This is a genomic window from Streptomyces sp. NBC_00162 (assembly GCF_024611995.1).
Taxonomy (GTDB): Bacteria; Actinomycetota; Actinomycetes; order Streptomycetales; family Streptomycetaceae; genus Streptomyces.
This window is the reverse complement of the sequence record NZ_CP102509.1, coordinates 8,486,176-8,501,503: the sequence shown is the minus strand read 5'-3', so window position 1 is coordinate 8,501,503 and position 15,328 is coordinate 8,486,176. Positions and strand designations below refer to the sequence as shown.

Here is a 15,328-nt window from a genome sequence, read left to right as displayed (position 1 = left end):
TTCACCTCGCACAGTGGCTCTGTCCCGTAGTCGGTGGTGACGCCAGGTAGCCGTCACGGTAGGAGGATGCGGTGACGGAGGAGGTCGAATCCGGCGCGTCCGTGCATCTGTCTCATGATCCTCTTGGTGCGGGTGTTGACGCCTTCGGTGCGGCCGTTGTGGTAGGGCAAGGTGAGGCCGGCGTCGACAGCGGCCCGGTCGATTTCGAGGCCGTTGGTGAGACTGCGCAGGTAGGGCAGGTCGATGGCGCGGGCGGTGGCGATCCACTCGGTGAGTTTGGCGTCGTTGCCGTCGGCCGGCTTCAGCAGGGCGGCGAAGCCGCGTACGAGATCGGTGAGCGCGGTCATCTCCGGGCAGGCCGCGGCGATCTTCTCCAGCAGGGTCGTTTCCTTCGGGCACAGATTCTCGGGGTCGGTGAGCAGGAGGCGGCTGGCGTGGCGCGGGGTGGTGACGGGGCGGTCGCCTTCGGCGCGGCCCTGGTTGAGGTAGCGGACCAGCAGGTTGGCGCTGCCGGTGTAGCCCAGCTCTCGGATCTCCCGCAGCAGGTGGGTGACGGGCACGGCGGGGTCGGTCCGGCGCCGTGCGCGGAGGTGGTCGCGGTAGGGGCCGACGAGGGTGGGCCGGTAGGTGGGGGCGATACGCAGGGCCTGGGGTTCGGGCATCCGGGCGTAGCGTTTGACGGTGTTCAGGGCCAGGCCCAGGCGGTGGGAGCAGTCTTATCCGAACTAGCCCAGCTCAGTGACAGGCCCGTCTGCGAGCTGGATTTCACGACGGAAAGTAGTCGTGAAGAAGTTGGGTGGACTCGCTCCGCCGGGCGTGTCGAGTGCATCGTCCACGCGCGCTTCGCGGTCTCACTGGGAGAACGCGTAGGTCCGGACGGGGTCGAGGTGCAGTTCGTAGGGCCCGAAGCAGTCGTCCGCGAGGGTAGCGACGGGAGCGCCGCAGGGGCAGGCGCGGTTGAGCCCCTCGTCGCCTGTCGGTCCGCAGCACCCGTTGCTGTTCTCCCAGTTGGGCAGGGGCTGGATATCGGCAGCGTCGTCGGGATGCACCAGCACTGTGTGTCGCGTGCCGGCCGCGATGACGAAGCCTTCTTCACGGCAGACCACAGGTCCGCGCGACTGAGCGGGCTTGGGGTCCTCCTGATCGTCCTGCACGATGTAGGGAGGTCCCCAGGGCCCGGGAACGATCACGTAGTGGCCCCGTGGGACGGTGGAAGGTGGGCGTGTCTCCTTGTCCCGGTCGCGCTCGTCGTCGGAGATGTCAGAGACGGTGGCACGCTCGGCCAGCTCCGGCGTGATCGCGGTGCCGCACTGGGAACAGAGGAAGACGGTCATCCCCTCGTTGTAGTGCTCAGGACTGCTGCTTCGCACCCTCGTTTCGCTGCTCGGGGTCGATGCGCGCGACGACGCTGCGGAAATCGGGCATGCCCAGGTGGACGGTGGTGTGCCGGGTGGCGAGGTCGCGCATGGCGGCGAGCTTCTGCTCGGCGGCGGCGAGGCTGGCTTCGATCGCGGCGACCTCGCCGAGCCGCCCCCCGGCATGCCACCAGCCTCGGCATCGCCGTCGGGCAGTGGCTGACCAACATCCGCCGGCCCGGCGGACTCGGCAAGAACCCCGACCGGGCGCAGCAGCGGGCCGCCGCGCTCGCCGCCATCGACCCCGACTGGAACCCGCGGACGCTCGGGTGGACCGTCGACTGGCAACGCCACTACGCCTACCTCACCCAGCTCCTCGACGACGGGGCGCGTCTGACCGCTGTCGTCCCCGGTGTCACCCGGCACGGCGAGGACGTCGGACGATGGCTCGCCACCCAACGACGCAACTGGAACCGGCTCAACGACGAACAGCAACACCGACTCGCCGCACACGGCGTCAAGCCGCAGGCGGTCGGGCGGGCCCGCAGGGCGGCGGCGATGAAGGCTACGGCGTCCGGGCCGCGCGCGGGCGGCGAAGCCTTCCAGAAAGGCCTCCAGGCCCTCCAGCAGTACATCGCACGGGAAGGCGCCCTGCCGGGGCGCGCCGTCGTCGAACGGCTCCCCGACGGCACCGAACACCGCACCGGAATCTGGATCGGCAACCAGAAGGCGCGCCGCGACCGGCACGACGCGGCGCAGCTTGCCGCGCTCGCCGAGCTGGGCGTGGAATGGGCGCAGTAGGCGCGCGAGCGCTGCACGCTGGTGGCGGTCAGCCCCCGGGCGACCGTAGGTCAAGGGCCCTACAGGCGCGCCATGCCGTCCATCCGCGAAACGGCACACGCCTGCACTACACAAACGACACGCCCCAACTCAACGCCCCCGCACGCTGGTGAAACACCCGCCGCCGAACCAGTGAAGAATCCGCGACGCCCATCAGGCGGAGCGCCTGCCAGCCTTGCGCTCCGGGTGACTCCCGCACTGGCCCTCGACCGGATCCCTGTTGCGGCGCGCGACTCGCCTCGCGGGCCTCCTGTGCATCGCCCATGCTGAGGAGGAGGGCGTTGTCGGCCCGAGACTTGTCCTTGAAAGGGCCGAACGGGGGCGCCTGAGAGGAGGAAGTCATGCGTATGAGAAGAATGCTGGGCCTCGCCTTGGCTGCAGCCGCCCTGGCCGGCGCGAGCGCGGTCGGTGCTGTCAGCGCTCAGGCCGCCGCGTCTCCGACCATCACCGGGGAAGAGTGCGCGGCCGCTGGTGGACAGGTCAAGGAGAACCCGTACAGGGCCTCCACCTGCACGTTGCCTGACGGGAGTCAGCAGACGATCACGGTGGGCTGACGTCAAGCGGTCCGGGACGGCCGGGCGGGGTCAGTTCCCGCGGGGCGCGTACATGATCACGGCCATGCCCGCGAGGCAGACCAGGGCGCCGATGACGTCGTAGCGGTCAGGGCGGTAGCCGTCGGCGACCATGCCCCAGGCGATGGATCCGGCGACGAAGATCCCGCCGTACGCGGCAAGAATGCGGCCGAAGTTGTCGTCGGACTGGAAGGTGGCCACCACCCCGTACAGGCCCAGCGCGATGACGCCGGCGCCGATCCACACCCAGCCCTTGTGCTCGCGGATGCCCTGCCACACCAGCCAGGCCCCGCCGATCTCAAAGAGGGCGGCAACGGCGAACAGGGCAACGGAACGAGCGACAGTCATACCGGCGAACCCTATCGACGGCCCCCGCTCGTGATCTTCAGCGGGTCGGCATCCTTCTGGCAGCCGCACCCGCCCTCACCTGTGCTCTTCGTGCCGCAAGAGCAGGAGCGGCGGCGCTGTCCGAGCCACCATGTCCCGCCGGCGAGCACGGCCAGGACCACGGCGAGGGCGGGCAGCCAGCCCACCACCGCACCCGCGCCGGCCCCCAGGACGCCCGCGGCGATCAGGACGGGCAGCGCGCAGCACGCCACGCAGGCCAGAGCGGCCAGACCCGCAAGCGCCTTGGGGGCCTTGTGGGAGTGGGGGTCAGCAGCAGGGTCCGGCATGGCGGTTCTCCTCGGCAAGGTCGGTGAAGGGAATGGGACAGCAGGCGCTGGACGCGCACACGGTCAGGTCGTCGCAGCCCGCCTCGACCGCGGTGGCCAGGGCGGTGCGGATGGTGGTGAGGTCGGCGATCTTCGCGTCGACCTCGGCGAGCTTGGCCGAGGCGCGCTCCTGGAGCCCGGCGACGGGGCGGCCGTGGCGATGGCGGCCGGCCTCGAGCAGTTCGGCGACTTCTTCCAGGGGAAGCCGAGCCGCTGCGCGGCCTTGATCACCCGCAGCGCGGTCACCGCGTCCTCGCCGTACAGGCGGTGTCCGCCGTTGCTGCGTTCCGGCTCGGCCAGCAGGCCCCGCCGCTCGTAGTAGCGCAGCGTCTGCACGTTCACCCCGGCCGCCTCGGCGACCTGACGATGCCCTCGACTCCGGACACATCCGTCCAGGACTCCAGCCACTCGCGTGCCTTGGCCAGGTCCGTGGTCATCGGGCACAGGGTCCACGGGGCTGGGGCCGTCAGGCCGTGCCCGGTGAACAACTCCTCGAGGAGTGCGCGGCGCTCCGGGTACGGGCGCGCCAGGAGCTCCACCCCGTCCAGCTGCAACACGTCGAAAGCCACGAAGTAGGCCGGCCACCTGGCGGCCAGACCGGGAGCGCCGCGGCGGATGCGGGTCGGCATCACGTCGAGCACACAACTGGGCGGAGGCCAGAATGACTTATACACGGGGCAAGTGGTCTCAACCACTCTGTGACCAGACGAAGCATCCCGCGCAACGGCTCGGGTGCCGGGGCAGCAGCGAAATCGCCGTCATCCCGAAATCGGAGACAGTTCAAAGATTGACGCAACAACCACTCCGGAGCGTCCCGCTGTTCGGCTGAGCGGCACCCCAGGCCCTGTGCCCATACTGAAATGGGGGAGGAAATCCGACATCTGAGCGCGGAAGAGTGCCGCCGAGGAGGCGAGCCGAGATGACAGTGGAGCAGTTGTCACACGTCGACACGGGTTTCCTGGAGCAGGTGGAGGATGCCGGTCGGCGCTACGCAACCCGTACCGCGGAGCGTGACGGCCACATGGAAGCGCTCGAGCAGCACGGCATCCTCTATGCCGACACCCAGGAACGGGTCAACAACAGGCTGAACCGTCTGGGCGTCGACTGGGCCATGGCCACAGCGATCGAGCGGACACCGGAGACCGCCACGACCGGTACGAGCCTGGATCTGGACCGCGAGCTGGTCAGCACCGACCTACTGGTGCTCGAACGGTTCATGGGCCGCAACGATCTCATCGGAATCGACTACCTCGAAGGCGGTTTCCTCGCCGCCCGCTCGGTCGGCCGAATAACCGTCCGGAGTCCCGGGTCGTCCCACCACGGCACCGGTTTCCTGGTGTCCCCCTCACTGCTGATGACGAACAACCACGTGCTGGGCTCCGCCGAGGAGGCGGCCGCCGGAGTCATCGAATTCAACTTCCAGGCAGGCGTGGACGGGCGGCCGCAGGTCCCGGTCGTGTTCCAGCTCGATCCACAGAGCTTCTTCGTCACCCACCGTGACCTCGATTTCACCGTGGTCGCGGTCTCCGAACGCTCCCGGGACGGTCAGCCGCTGGCGTCCTTCGGGAGACTGCCGCTCAAGGAAGCTCAGGGCAAGGCCGTCATCGGAGAACTCGTCAACATCATCCAGCACCCCAACGGCGAGCCCAAGCAGCTGGCTCTCCGGGACAACCAGATCGTGGACGTGCTGGACGACTTCGTGCACTACTCGGCCGACACGGCGCGTGGCTCCTCGGGCGCTCCGGTGCTCAACGACCAGTGGGAGGTCGTGGCACTGCACCACGCAGGTGCTCCCCGCAAGGACCGCGACGGCAACGTGCTGGCCGTCGACGGAACCCGCTGGCATCCGAGCATGGGAGAGCACCGGGTGGACTGGAAGGCCAATGAGGGCGTGCGGGTCAGCCGCATCCTCGGCATGATCCAGCAGTTCCCACTGTCCGGCGCTGCCGCGTCGCTCCGGACGGAGCTGTTCGCGGCCGGCTCGTCCCTGCACCCCGTGGAAGTCTCGCCGCCGACGGTCCTGACGGACCGAATGAATGGCGCCGCGCCCCAGAACACCACGATGGACCGGAGCGGTGAGCAGCCCGCCACGGCAGGATCCGTCCACTGGAGCGTCCCCCTGCACATCAGCGTCAGCCTCGACGCCGACGCCCTGCAGCCCCGGGCCGAATCACCTGCTGCGGCACCGGCGCACCATGCGACCACCACCTCGTACGTCGGGTCGCTGGCCGGGATCGGAAGTATCGACGGTCAGTCGCCCGCCGAGCGGGACCTGGCAGCCGCCCTGGTCAACCTCGCGGCCTTCAGGGCCCGCCCCTACTACGACGAGGCCGCGGACCTGACGGCACGCGACGCCTACTACGCGGGCATTCACGCCGGCAACCCCACAGCCCTGCGCCTGGCGCTCACCCAGCGCCTGGAGTCCACGCACGAGCGCCGGCCAGCGTACAAGCCGATGCGTCTGCTCTACCCGTGGGTGGACCTGCAGCCTGACGAGAAGCTCCACGGCATCTACTCGGGCAAGGGCTTCACCCCGGAGGAGCTCATGGAGGCCGACGCGGCGGTGGAGGCCGCGCGGATCGGACGCTGGCAGGAGTTCATGCTCCACGAGAGTGCGCCCGGCCCGGAGGCCATCGAAGCCGAGCTCGACCTCCTGGAGGCGTCGCTGCCCTTCAACTGCGAACACGTCGTACCCCAGTCCTGGTTCGCCAAGAAGGAGCCGATGCGCGGAGACCTGCACCATCTCTTCACCTGCGAGCCCCCGTGCAACAGCTTCCGCGGAAACATCCCCTACTTCGACTTCCCGGACTTCGACGAGGTCGTTATGCACGGCTGCGGGCGCCGGGAGCCGGGTAAGTTCGAGCCCTCGAAGGGCAAGGGGCCGGTCGCCAGGGCGACGCTCTACTTCTTGCTCCGCTACCCCGGCAAGATCGGCGACGAGGCGCGTGAACTCCAGCGGGCCGGCCTTGAGCTGCTGCTGAACTGGCACAGGGACAATCCGGTGGGCATCTACGAGCAGCACCGCAACGCGGCGATAGCCGAAATGCAAGGCAACCGCAATCCGCTGATAGACCACCCGGAGTGGGCCGAGCAGATCGACTTCGCGGGTGCCTGGCCCTGACCTGACGATCCCGTCCCGTCCATCCCTCGCGCCGACTCCAGGAGGAGCCGGCGCGAGGGGTGGACGGCGCGAGGATTAACTGGACCGTTGCTAATCCTGGGATCCGGGCGTGTGTACGCCGCCCCGGCAGCCGTCGTAGGAAGCGTTGGTGCTGACGGCGTCGAAACCCATGGCGAATCATGCAAAGGACCCATGGAGCCGACCGCTCCGGTTTCGGCACAGCCGCCTGACCCGGCAGAACCGGAGTAGGGACGCGGAGGGCCCCGCACGGAACCGGGAGGTCGGGGGTTCACGTGCGGGGCCGATCACGGGGTGTGGGCCGTCAGACTCCGGTCAGGGGGTACGTACCCGTACCGTCCTGCCTGCCGTTGGAGTACTGGCGGATCAACTCCCCGTCCGCGTACCGGTCGTGGCCCATCATGGAGCCGGTGCACTTGTTCTGCACACCGATCTTCGAGCTGCCGGGTACGTCGCGGTAGATGCAGAACCGCTGGAGGTCGTCCTCCCCGCAGATGGCCGTCGTCAGGTAGGCCTGCTCCTGGTTGGCGATGTTCGCCGGGATGGTCGCGCATCCGCCGTTGCCCCAGTTCCACAGGGACGCCTCGAGGACTCCGTTGTTCTCCGTCACGTTGCACAGGCGCCAGTTGTCCAGGTGGGCGCTGAAGAATGTAGATACGCGCAGGCGGATGCCGTCGTTGGCCAGGAGCGGTGCGCTCCAGTTCAAGGGCTTGCCGGGGACGTCGATCTTGTAGGCGCCGGGCTCGAAGTTGAGCGCGGGAGGGGGACCACCCTTTGGGGCCCTGACCCCGGATTTTGGACACCGGAGAGACTTGGATCTTGATGGTCCAGGAGAACGGAGTCCCCGTGGGGATGAAGCACTATCCCGCCGGGTTCAAGGCGGACGCGGTCGCGTTGTACCGGTCGAGGCCGGGAGCGACGGTCAAGTCGGTCGCGGCTGATCTCGGGGTGAACACCGAGACGCTGCGGAACTGGATCAAGGCCGCCGACGGACGCCGCCCCGGCGCTCATTCCGCGCCGCCGGCCGCTGCCCAGACCGGAGGTGACGTCGTTCAGGCGGAGCTGACCGCGGCACGCAAGAGGATCCGTGAGCTCGAGGAAGAGCGCGACATTCTCCGCAAGGCGGCCCGGCATTTCGCGACGGAGACGCGCTGGTGAACCGCTGCCAGTTCGTTGAAGATCACCAGCGCCGTCACGGCGTGAAGCGGCTCTGCGACATCCTGGGCTTGTCCCGCTCGAGTTTCTACTACTGGCGCCGCACCGCGGCCGCAAGAGCGGCCCGGCAGACTGCCGAGGCCGGGCTCGCAGCCCGGATACGCAAGGCCCACCAGGACTCCGACGGTACCTACGGCGCCCCAAGAATCACTGCCGAGCTCCGTGACGAGGGCGGCCCGGTGGTCAACCACAAGCGGGTCGCGAGGATCATGCGGGCCATCGGGCTCGAGGGGGTCCGTCTGCGCCGTCGGCATCGGACCACCGTCGCCTCATTGGCTCCAGCAGATCATACGCCCGAATGACTGGTTGTCACGCTTCGTGTCCGGACTGATACGGTGCGAATGTGTACGCGTGATCAGCAGTCGACTTCGCGGCATCGTTTGCGGTCATGGATTTCGACACAGCGAAGCCTGATCGGTCCTCTCACCCGCCATGTGACCGGCAGACGAGTGGTTCCGGCGTTCACGATGACGGGCGTCTTACCGCTTGCCTGTCTCTTCGGTTTGCCCACCTGGAGGATTTGCATGTCGCTTTTAACATCCCACGGCACCGTACGAGCGGATGCACCTGCGCCGTGGGACTGTTCGGCGGTTGATGGGTTGCTTGCTCGGTTCCTCGCCGACAAGGAGCAGGCATCGGGCGGTCCCGAAATCGCGATGTTCGTGGAACTGCTGGAAGGGTTCCTGTCCGGTGGCAAGCGGCTGCGCCCGCTGCTGTGTTACTACGGCTGGCAAGCCGCGGGTGGGCACGGAAGTACCGTCGCCGTGACTCATCTGGGTGCCGCGTTGGAACTGTTCCACGCCGGCGCTTTGATCCACGACGACGTCATGGACGGCAGCGACATCCGGCGGGGCCGTCCGACGGTGCACCGCTCGCTCGCCGAAAGCCATGGCCGGCATCCCTCGGCTGACCGTTTCGGGGTGAGCACGGCGATCCTGTTGGGCAATCTTGCGATGTGCTGGTCCTTCGACCTGATCCATGTCGCCGAGCTGGCCACCCCTCGGGCAGGAATGCTGAGAGCCCTGCTGGACGCCATGCGCATGCAGGCGGTGACCGGCCAGTATCTCGACCTTCTCGCAGCGGGGAGCTCCGACATCGCTGTCGAGGAAGCGCTTGCCATCTGCCGTGCCAAGACCGCCCGTTACACCGTGGAGTATCCCTTGATGGCCGGTGCGCAACTGGCGGGCGCCGACGAGGGCATGCTGGACGCGTGCAGCGCCTACGGTGTTCCGCTCGGTGAAGCCTTCCAGCTCCGCGATGACCTGCTCGGGGTCTTCGGCGATCCAGGAACCACCGGCAAATCGGATCTCGACGATCTGCGTGACGGCAAGCACACCGTGCTGCTGGCCATTGCCAGGCAACGTGCCGACTCGGTCCAGGCCGGCGCTCTGCGCGCCCTGATCGGGAACGCCCGTCTCGACCGTACCGGTGCCCAGGACATCCGCGACATTCTCGTCGCCACGGGAGCACGCGACGCCGTCGAAGACATGATCGCCCAACGCCGGATGCGTGCCCTGGCTGTTCTCGACGGCTTTCCTTTCCCGGCTGCCGCGGCCGCATCCCTGAGGCATCTGGCCGACATGGCCACCCGCCGCGACCGCTGAACAGGCCATCACCCCGAACAAGGAACTGTCATGGCAAGTCGGTATGTCCCCTCACTCCTCGCCCCTGCTGCTGCGCCGGGTGGCGACGCCCTCTTCGATGTCGGCCTGCAGCTGGTGGAGAGGCACGACGGAGGAAGGAAGCCGCAGGAATTCGAGATGCTTGGGTTGCGGTGGGATCTCATTCCCCAGGTGTTCGCTCCGGTCCACACCGACTCCACCCAGCTGTTCACCCAATGGCTGCCGTTCCCCGTCGGGGGAAGCTTTCTGGAGGTGGGCTGCGGAGCCGGCGTCACCGCGGTGATGGCGGCGTTGGCGGGGTGCTCGAGGGTCACCGCGGTGGACATCAACCCCGAGGCGGTACACAACACCGAGCTCAACGCCGCCCGCCACGGTGTGACCGACCGGATGAACGTGCTGCACAGCGATCTGTACGACGCCTTGGCGCCCGGTGAACAGTTCGACGTGGTGTTCTGGAACTCCAACGTCATCTGCGCCCCCGAGGAGTTCGTCTATACATCCCCCATGCAGCACGCGATCTTCGATCGTGGCTATGCCACGCACCACAGGTACCTGCGTGAAGGCCTGGCACGGCTGACCGATTCGGGTCGCCTGTTCCTTGGGTTCAACAGCCTCGGTGACCCCGGCCGGCTGAACTCGCTGGCCGCCCGGTGCGGTGTGCGGCTCACGGAGCAGGAACAGACGACCCGCCAAGCTGGTGACGTTCCAGTGACGTTCCAACTGCTTGAGGCCGCCGGCGTCCGCGATGAGCGGAGGAGCGCGTGACCGCCACGCAAACACCGATCGCCGCCTCGATCAGGCCCCGGCCCAAAATCATCAGCTACCTCAGGCTCGCCAAGGCCCGGGTCTATCACTATGCCTATGGCTGGGCCCTAGGGCTGCTGCTCCTGCGGTCGGACGGTTTCCTGAGCGGCGGCACGCTGCTCGCCATGGCATTCATGCTTGTCGGCACGCTGGCCATCCAGTGGAGCGCGTCAGCCGCCGACGACGTGAGCGGGTTCCTGAACGGCAGTGACGCCCGTAACTACGCGGGACGGCCACTGGTGACGATGGTGAGGAAACCACTGCTCACCGGTGCGCTGGCCTTGCCGGAGGCGGTTCGGTTCGCCGTCGCCGCGTGGATCGGTGGGATGCTCGCGATCTCGCTTGCCGCTGGCGTTCTTGACTGGCGGGTTCCCTTACCGGCCCTGGTGGTCGCCTTCGGTGTGCCCGCTCTCGCTGTCCAGTACTCCTGCGGTATCAAGCTGAGCTACCGGCCGCTGGGACTCGAGTCGACGATCTTCTTCACTGGTGTCTGCACCGTACTCGTGCCCTACTGGTTCGCCGCCGGAACCGTCAGCCGTGAGACGCTCCTCATGAGTGCGTTGTTCGGACTGTGGTTGCTCCTGGTGGTGTCGTACGGGAACGCCTCCGACCGGGCAGGAGACGCTGCCGTCTCCCGGAAAACCCTTGCCGTCGTCCTGCCACCCATGGCGTTCGCCGTCGTACTTCATGTGCTGGTCGCGGTCAATGCCGTACTGCTTGTTCTGCTTTTCACCACGACACGGCTGAACGCGGGATTCATCGTGCTCAGTGCTCCAGCGGTGGCACTCCAACTCGCCCAGCTGTACTACGGGGTGTATCGCCGCGAGTTGCGCAAGGCCCGGTTCCTCGTGCTGATCTCCATCGACCTCGGGTTCCTCGGCCTCGCCACCGCGCTCCTGACGGGGCGCCCCTCATGAACCAAAGCGTTGGCGACCGGGCTGTCGTACTCGGAGGAAGCATCGCCGGAACGTTCTCGGCCAGGGTCCTCTCGGAGTTCTACCGTGAAGTCATCGTCGTGGACCGCGACCGGGTGGTCAGCGTGAGCCGGCCGCGGCGCGGCACTCCCCATGCCGGGCATGCCCACGGACTGCACGCCCGCGGCTGCCTAATCCTGGAGGAACTCTTTCCGAACCTGCTTCGGGACATACGGCACGCACAACTTCCCGTGGGGGATTTGGGCGAGCAGCGCTGGTACTTCAACGCCCGGCCGTTCCGGTCCACGCGGACCGGCTTGCCGTCCGTGACTGCCCAGCGGCCCGTGCTGGAGGAGTACTTCCGCGACAAAGTCGCCGCGCTGCCCAACGTCACTTTCCTGGAGCGGACTGAGGTTCTCGGCTTTCTCTCCACACCGGACGGCAGACAGGTGACCGGGGTCCGGCTGCGTTCGACTGCAGCGGATGCCGGAAGCGCATTCGATCTCGATGCCGATCTGCTCGTCGATGCCACCGGCCGCGGATCGCGCACGCCGGTATGGCTCGAGGAGCTGGGGTACGAGCGACCGGTCGAGCAGCGGATGACGATCGGTCTGGCCTACACCACACGGCTCTACCGCCGCGGCCTGGACATGCTCAACGGTACGCAGTTCATCAACTGCATCGCATCACGCGAGTTCCCGCGAGGGGCGTTCTTCGGTCAGGTCGACCGCGAAACCTGCATCGTGTCGCTGACCGGCATCCTCGGCGACCATCCACCGACCGATCCCGGCGGATTTCTCGCATTCGCCAGGTCCCTGCCCGTCGCTGACGTCTACGAGCAGATTCGGCACGCCGAACCGCTGAGCGACCCAGTCTGCTTCCGCTTCCCGGCGAGCGTGCGCCGACACTACGAACGGCTGCCTCGCCTTCCCGAGCGGCTACTCGTGCTCGGCGACGCAGTGTGCAGCCTCAACCCCAACTACAGCCAGGGCATGACCGTCGCGGCCATGGAAGTGATGGCCCTGCAACGGCACCTGTCACGCGGCACGCCGAGCACCATCGCGTTCATGCGCGACGTCGGGCGGATCGTAAACCAGCCGTGGTTCATCTCGACGACCAGCGACCTCAAGTACAACGGAATGGCAGGGCATCGTGGGCTCACCGCGCGGATGGGGAACGCGTACGTGACGCGGTTGCATCATGCGGCGGCGAAGGACCCCGCCGTCACCAATGCCCTGATGCGAGTCGCAGGGCTGATCGACCGGCCGACCGCGCTCATGCGCCCACGCGTTCTCCTCGGGGCACTGCGACCTCAGGAACCTGGGACAGGGCCCGTCGAGTGACCGGGCCGCCCACGGCTGCGGTGCCAACCGACCTGGCCGGCACAGCGCGCGGCGAGCGCCTCCACGGTCCGGGAATGACCGGCCGCTGCCTTACGGCGTTCGCCACCTCGGCCGGCTCCCCCTTGGCCGCACAGCCGCCAGATCACCGGCGGCGTCGCGACGGCTCATGCTCCGCGGTACCCGCCTGCCTCTGCTGCGCTGGCCCGGCCGGACGAGCCAGAGCAGAAGAGGCAGAACAAGGCACGTACCGGGCCGACAACGTGATCGTTGGACAGGCCCTGCGACACACCAGAGAGGGCGCGGATGAAACCGTCGAGACGACGAGCCTGGCTGACCGTGGTCCTGGCGATGCTGGCCGCGGTGTGCGCCGGTGTCCTGGCGCCGGCTGCGATGGCATCGCTGACCACCGGCGGCTCGGTGGCCACCGGGATCGAAGCAGTGCACGCCCAGCGGCGGGCCGAACGGCTGGGTGTTCCCTCTCCAGACCTGTTCCTAGCCCTGTCCCGCGCCGGAGCGCACCCGGCGCAGCCGCCTTTGGAAGACGGCGTCGTGGCAGTGGCCGCAGCCCTGGCCGGCGACCGCGAAGTGGCCGGCGTGTGGGCCCCCACCGCGCGCGACAACGCGTGGTTGCGCTCCCGGGATGGCGAGACCATGTTGGTCGCCGCCCGTTTGAAAGGGGTGGACGGGCAGCCCCCGCCTGATGTCTCCCGTCTGATCAAAGCCGCCCGCACGGCGGCCGGCGGCCTGCGGGTGGAGGCCAGCGGTCCAGCTGCCGCCAACGAGGAAATCGACGAAACAAGCGCACGCGACCTCATGCGCGCAGAGCTGATCACAGCCCCCGTACTGTTTCTGCTGCTGATCTTCGCCTACGGCTCCCTGGTAGCCGCCCTCCTGCCGGTCCTGGTGGCCGTGCTGGCAGTCGGCTGCACCATCCCTGTGCTGGGACTGCTTGCCCAGGTCACCGAAGTCTCCTGGGCAGCGGTCAACGCCGCCTCGGCGATCGGCGCGGGACTCGCAGTCGACTACAGCCTCTTCCTCCTGGCCCGGGTCCGCGAGCAGCGTGCACGAGGCGACAGCGCACAGCAGGCGCTGTCCACCGCGCTGCACTCCACCAGGCGGTCCATCGTCTTCTCCGCCGCCGCGATCACCGCCTGCCTGGCGGCCGCACTGGTGGTGCCCGTACCGGTACTGCGCGCCCTGTCCATGGCGGGCATGATCGTCTCGATCCTGTCCGCCGCCGTTGCCCTGCTAGTGCTACCCGCTCTCCTGCGTTTACTCGGTCCGCACACCTACGCTCTCGACCCCTTGTCCCGGTGGCGACGCACCCACCACGAGAACGGCAGCAAATTCTGGCGGTCCACCGCCCGCACGGTCACCACACGTCCCCTGCTCACCACCGCTCTCGCGGCCGTCCTGCTGGGAGTGATCACCCTGCCGCTTGGCCACGCCCGGCTCGGCCTGGCGGACGAGCGCACTTTGCCGCCCTCCGCCCCGGCGGCGGCCGCCGCCCAGCACGTGAGGGACACCTTCGCCGCCCCACCCGAACGGCTGCTGACCCTGGTCGTCACTGGCCCCGATACCGCCCAAGGCCTGCCCGCCTACACGGAACGACTGGCCCGCGTCCCCCACATCATCGGCGTCCGCATCGTGCGCCCCGCCCAGCCCGCGAACGGACCTAGCCATACCGACCGTCCTTCCCTCGCCGCCGTGCTCCTGCTCGCCTCCGCCGCCGACCCAGGCACCGAGCAGGCGGCAGCAGTCGTACGGGCCGTACGCGCCACAACCGCACCCGGGGCCGTCCTGGTGGGCGGCCGGGCCGCAGAGGTCACCGACACCATCACGGCCATCCGCAACACCATGCCCCTGTGCTTCCTCCTCCTGGCTTGCGCACTCCTGACCCTCCTCGCTGCCTACACCCGCACGATCATCGCCCCGCTCAAAGCCCTCCTGGTCGCCATGGCCAGCCTGGGAGCCAGCCTCGCAATCCTGGTAGTCCTCTTCCAAGACGGCCACGGCCGCACCCTGCTCGGCAACTTCACCGTGACAGGAACCCTCGACACCCCCATGCTCCTGTTCACTCTCCTCGTCGCCCTCGCCCTGTCCATCGACTACGAGATCTTCCTCCTCGGCCGCATCCGCGAGGAATACGACCGCACCGGCAGCAACCGCACCGCCATCATCGACGGCATCGCCCGCACCGGCCGCCTCGTCAGCAGTGCCGCCGCAGCCCTCGCCCTGTCCGCCGCAGCCATGGGCACCTCAGACGTCAGCCTCCTCAAATTCACCGGCGTCGGCATCGCCATCTGCGCCCTGGTCGACGCCGTTCTCGTCCGCGGCATCCTCGTCCCTGCCGTCATGGCAGCACTCGGCCCCGCCAACTGGTGGACACCCGCACCATGGCGAAAACCCGTCACCGCCTCCTGAACGGCGCTGATCAGCCGGACCGGACGATGAGAGCCTGGTCCCGATCGGATCCGACGCTCCTATGTCGCCGCTGTCGGCCGGGTGGTCGCGCGGCGGTGGCCAGGAGTTCACCGCCGAAGAACTCAAGAACGTCGGCGGAGTGGTGACCCCGTCCGCCGGTCAGGTCAGGTTTGGTTGACGCAGCGTGATTCCCCGCCCAGCGACGCCGCTCACCCAGCGGGCCTGCTCTTCGTCTAGGTGCTGCGCGCCTTCCTGACCGAAGCGAAGTCCGACGCCTATCCCACCGGGTGGCTCCGAGCCCTCGCCGACGAGCGCGTCGCCCCTGCTCTGCGACTCGGCTCGACCGTAGAGCTGTCGCTTGATCTTCTTGATCCGGTTCACGGCGCC

General features: G+C 68.2%; 16 protein-coding genes and 4 pseudogenes. 11 read left to right on the top strand and 9 right to left on the bottom strand.

The window, feature by feature from the left end; all coding sequences use genetic code 11:
* Positions 1-53: 53 nt before the first annotated feature.
* Both JIW86_RS39365 and JIW86_RS39360 read right to left on the bottom strand, forming a co-directional pair.
* A pseudogene (locus JIW86_RS39365) lies at positions 54-716 on the bottom strand (ISL3 family transposase); the annotation flags it as partial.
* A gap of 135 nt (positions 717-851) precedes the next feature.
* Positions 852-1,334 (bottom strand): hypothetical protein, encoded by a 483-nt coding sequence (locus tag JIW86_RS39360; RefSeq protein ID WP_257559079.1) that lies wholly within the window; start codon positions 1,332-1,334, stop codon positions 852-854.
* Positions 1,335-1,556: 222 nt separating this feature from the next.
* Between JIW86_RS39360 and JIW86_RS42300 the strand changes: the two are divergent.
* From JIW86_RS42300 to JIW86_RS39350, 3 genes and pseudogenes are all read left to right on the top strand, one after another.
* Positions 1,557-1,859, top strand: a pseudogene (locus JIW86_RS42300) (helicase associated domain-containing protein); the annotation flags it as partial.
* Positions 1,860-1,913: 54 nt separating this feature from the next.
* Positions 1,914-2,156: a hypothetical protein gene (locus JIW86_RS39355; protein WP_257559078.1), complete on the top strand. Its 243-nt coding sequence runs from the start codon at positions 1,914-1,916 to the stop codon at positions 2,154-2,156.
* A 380-nt stretch (positions 2,157-2,536) separates the two neighbouring features.
* Positions 2,537-2,749: a hypothetical protein gene (locus JIW86_RS39350; protein ID WP_257559077.1), complete on the top strand. Its 213-nt coding sequence runs from the start codon at positions 2,537-2,539 to the stop codon at positions 2,747-2,749.
* 30 nt (positions 2,750-2,779) lie between these two features.
* Here JIW86_RS39350 and JIW86_RS39345 read toward each other — a convergent pair whose 3' ends face one another.
* The 5 genes and pseudogenes from JIW86_RS39345 to JIW86_RS39325 all read right to left on the bottom strand — a co-directional run bounded on the left by JIW86_RS39345 (position 2,780) and on the right by JIW86_RS39325 (position 4,109).
* On the bottom strand, positions 2,780-3,115 hold the full coding sequence (locus JIW86_RS39345; RefSeq protein WP_257559076.1) for a YnfA family protein: 336 nt from the start codon (positions 3,113-3,115) through the stop codon (positions 2,780-2,782).
* Between the two features lie 11 nt (positions 3,116-3,126).
* Entirely contained in the window at positions 3,127-3,441 is a 315-nt protein-coding gene (locus JIW86_RS39340; protein WP_257559075.1) for a hypothetical protein, read from the bottom strand.
* Positions 3,422-3,661, bottom strand: a complete 240-nt coding sequence (locus tag JIW86_RS42295; RefSeq protein ID WP_257559619.1) for a hypothetical protein — start codon at positions 3,659-3,661, stop codon at positions 3,422-3,424. Before JIW86_RS42295 ends, JIW86_RS39340 begins: the two co-directional genes overlap by 20 nt.
* 74 nt (positions 3,662-3,735) lie before the next feature.
* A pseudogene (locus JIW86_RS42290) lies at positions 3,736-3,816 on the bottom strand (MerR family DNA-binding transcriptional regulator); the annotation flags it as partial.
* A 2-nt stretch (positions 3,817-3,818) separates the two neighbouring features.
* On the bottom strand, positions 3,819-4,109 hold the full coding sequence (locus tag JIW86_RS39325; RefSeq protein WP_257559074.1) for a hypothetical protein: 291 nt from the start codon (positions 4,107-4,109) through the stop codon (positions 3,819-3,821).
* Between the two features lie 290 nt (positions 4,110-4,399).
* Between JIW86_RS39325 and JIW86_RS39320 the strand changes: the two genes are divergently transcribed.
* Entirely contained in the window at positions 4,400-6,601 is a 2,202-nt protein-coding gene (locus tag JIW86_RS39320; RefSeq protein ID WP_257559073.1) for an endonuclease, read from the top strand.
* A gap of 322 nt (positions 6,602-6,923) precedes the next feature.
* On the opposite strand, the pseudogene JIW86_RS39315 reads toward JIW86_RS39320, so the two are convergent.
* Positions 6,924-7,358: pseudogene (locus JIW86_RS39315) on the bottom strand (hypothetical protein); the annotation flags it as partial.
* Positions 7,359-7,471: 113 nt separating this feature from the next.
* Between JIW86_RS39315 and JIW86_RS39310 the strand changes: the two are divergent.
* The 7 genes from JIW86_RS39310 to JIW86_RS39280 all read left to right on the top strand — a co-directional run bounded on the left by JIW86_RS39310 (position 7,472) and on the right by JIW86_RS39280 (position 14,941).
* Positions 7,472-7,777, top strand: a complete 306-nt coding sequence (locus tag JIW86_RS39310; RefSeq protein WP_257559618.1) for a transposase — start codon at positions 7,472-7,474, stop codon at positions 7,775-7,777.
* Positions 7,774-8,136, top strand: a complete 363-nt coding sequence (locus tag JIW86_RS39305; RefSeq protein ID WP_257559072.1) for an IS3 family transposase — start codon at positions 7,774-7,776, stop codon at positions 8,134-8,136. Before JIW86_RS39310 ends, JIW86_RS39305 begins: the two co-directional genes overlap by 4 nt.
* Positions 8,137-8,358: 222 nt before the next feature.
* Entirely contained in the window at positions 8,359-9,438 is a 1,080-nt protein-coding gene (locus JIW86_RS39300) for a polyprenyl synthetase family protein (RefSeq protein ID WP_257559071.1), read from the top strand.
* A 30-nt stretch (positions 9,439-9,468) separates the two neighbouring features.
* Positions 9,469-10,221 carry a class I SAM-dependent methyltransferase gene (locus tag JIW86_RS39295; protein ID WP_257559070.1) on the top strand — a complete coding sequence of 251 codons (753 nt, stop codon included), beginning with the start codon at positions 9,469-9,471 and terminating at the stop codon, positions 10,219-10,221.
* Complete coding sequence (locus tag JIW86_RS39290; protein WP_257559069.1) at positions 10,218-11,177, top strand: UbiA family prenyltransferase; 960 nt, start codon at positions 10,218-10,220, stop codon at positions 11,175-11,177. Before JIW86_RS39295 ends, JIW86_RS39290 begins: the two co-directional genes overlap by 4 nt.
* Complete coding sequence (locus tag JIW86_RS39285; protein ID WP_257559068.1) at positions 11,174-12,517, top strand: FAD-dependent oxidoreductase; 1,344 nt, start codon at positions 11,174-11,176, stop codon at positions 12,515-12,517. Before JIW86_RS39290 ends, JIW86_RS39285 begins: the two co-directional genes overlap by 4 nt.
* A 303-nt stretch (positions 12,518-12,820) precedes the next feature.
* The gene (locus tag JIW86_RS39280; protein ID WP_257559067.1) at positions 12,821-14,941 is read left to right on the top strand and encodes an MMPL family transporter; all 2,121 of its coding nucleotides are present in this window, start codon (positions 12,821-12,823) and stop codon (positions 14,939-14,941) included.
* A 159-nt stretch (positions 14,942-15,100) separates the two neighbouring features.
* Here JIW86_RS39280 and JIW86_RS39275 read toward each other — a convergent pair whose 3' ends face one another.
* Positions 15,101-15,322: a hypothetical protein gene (locus JIW86_RS39275; protein ID WP_257559066.1), complete on the bottom strand. Its 222-nt coding sequence runs from the start codon at positions 15,320-15,322 to the stop codon at positions 15,101-15,103.
* Between the last annotated feature and the right edge of the window lie 6 nt (positions 15,323-15,328).

Bases quoted from the DNA above. Each gene is read 5' to 3' on its own strand.
- JIW86_RS39360 (WP_257559079.1), bottom strand. From the start codon at position 1,334: ATGACCGTCTTCCTCTGTTCCCAGTGCGGCACCGCGATCACGCCGGAG.
- JIW86_RS39355 (WP_257559078.1), top strand. From the start codon at position 1,914: ATGAAGGCTACGGCGTCCGGGCCGCGCGCGGGCGGCGAAGCCTTCCAG.
- JIW86_RS39350 (WP_257559077.1), top strand. From the start codon at position 2,537: ATGCGTATGAGAAGAATGCTGGGCCTCGCCTTGGCTGCAGCCGCCCTG.
- JIW86_RS39345 (WP_257559076.1), bottom strand. From the start codon at position 3,115: ATGACTGTCGCTCGTTCCGTTGCCCTGTTCGCCGTTGCCGCCCTCTTT.
- JIW86_RS39340 (WP_257559075.1), bottom strand. From the start codon at position 3,441: ATGCCGGACCCTGCTGCTGACCCCCACTCCCACAAGGCCCCCAAGGCG.
- JIW86_RS39325 (WP_257559074.1), bottom strand. From the start codon at position 4,109: ATGCCGACCCGCATCCGCCGCGGCGCTCCCGGTCTGGCCGCCAGGTGG.
- JIW86_RS39320 (WP_257559073.1), top strand. From the start codon at position 4,400: ATGACAGTGGAGCAGTTGTCACACGTCGACACGGGTTTCCTGGAGCAG.
- JIW86_RS39310 (WP_257559618.1), top strand. From the start codon at position 7,472: ATGAAGCACTATCCCGCCGGGTTCAAGGCGGACGCGGTCGCGTTGTAC.
- JIW86_RS39300 (WP_257559071.1), top strand. From the start codon at position 8,359: ATGTCGCTTTTAACATCCCACGGCACCGTACGAGCGGATGCACCTGCG.
- JIW86_RS39295 (WP_257559070.1), top strand. From the start codon at position 9,469: ATGGCAAGTCGGTATGTCCCCTCACTCCTCGCCCCTGCTGCTGCGCCG.
- JIW86_RS39285 (WP_257559068.1), top strand. From the start codon at position 11,174: ATGAACCAAAGCGTTGGCGACCGGGCTGTCGTACTCGGAGGAAGCATC.
- JIW86_RS39280 (WP_257559067.1), top strand. From the start codon at position 12,821: ATGAAACCGTCGAGACGACGAGCCTGGCTGACCGTGGTCCTGGCGATG.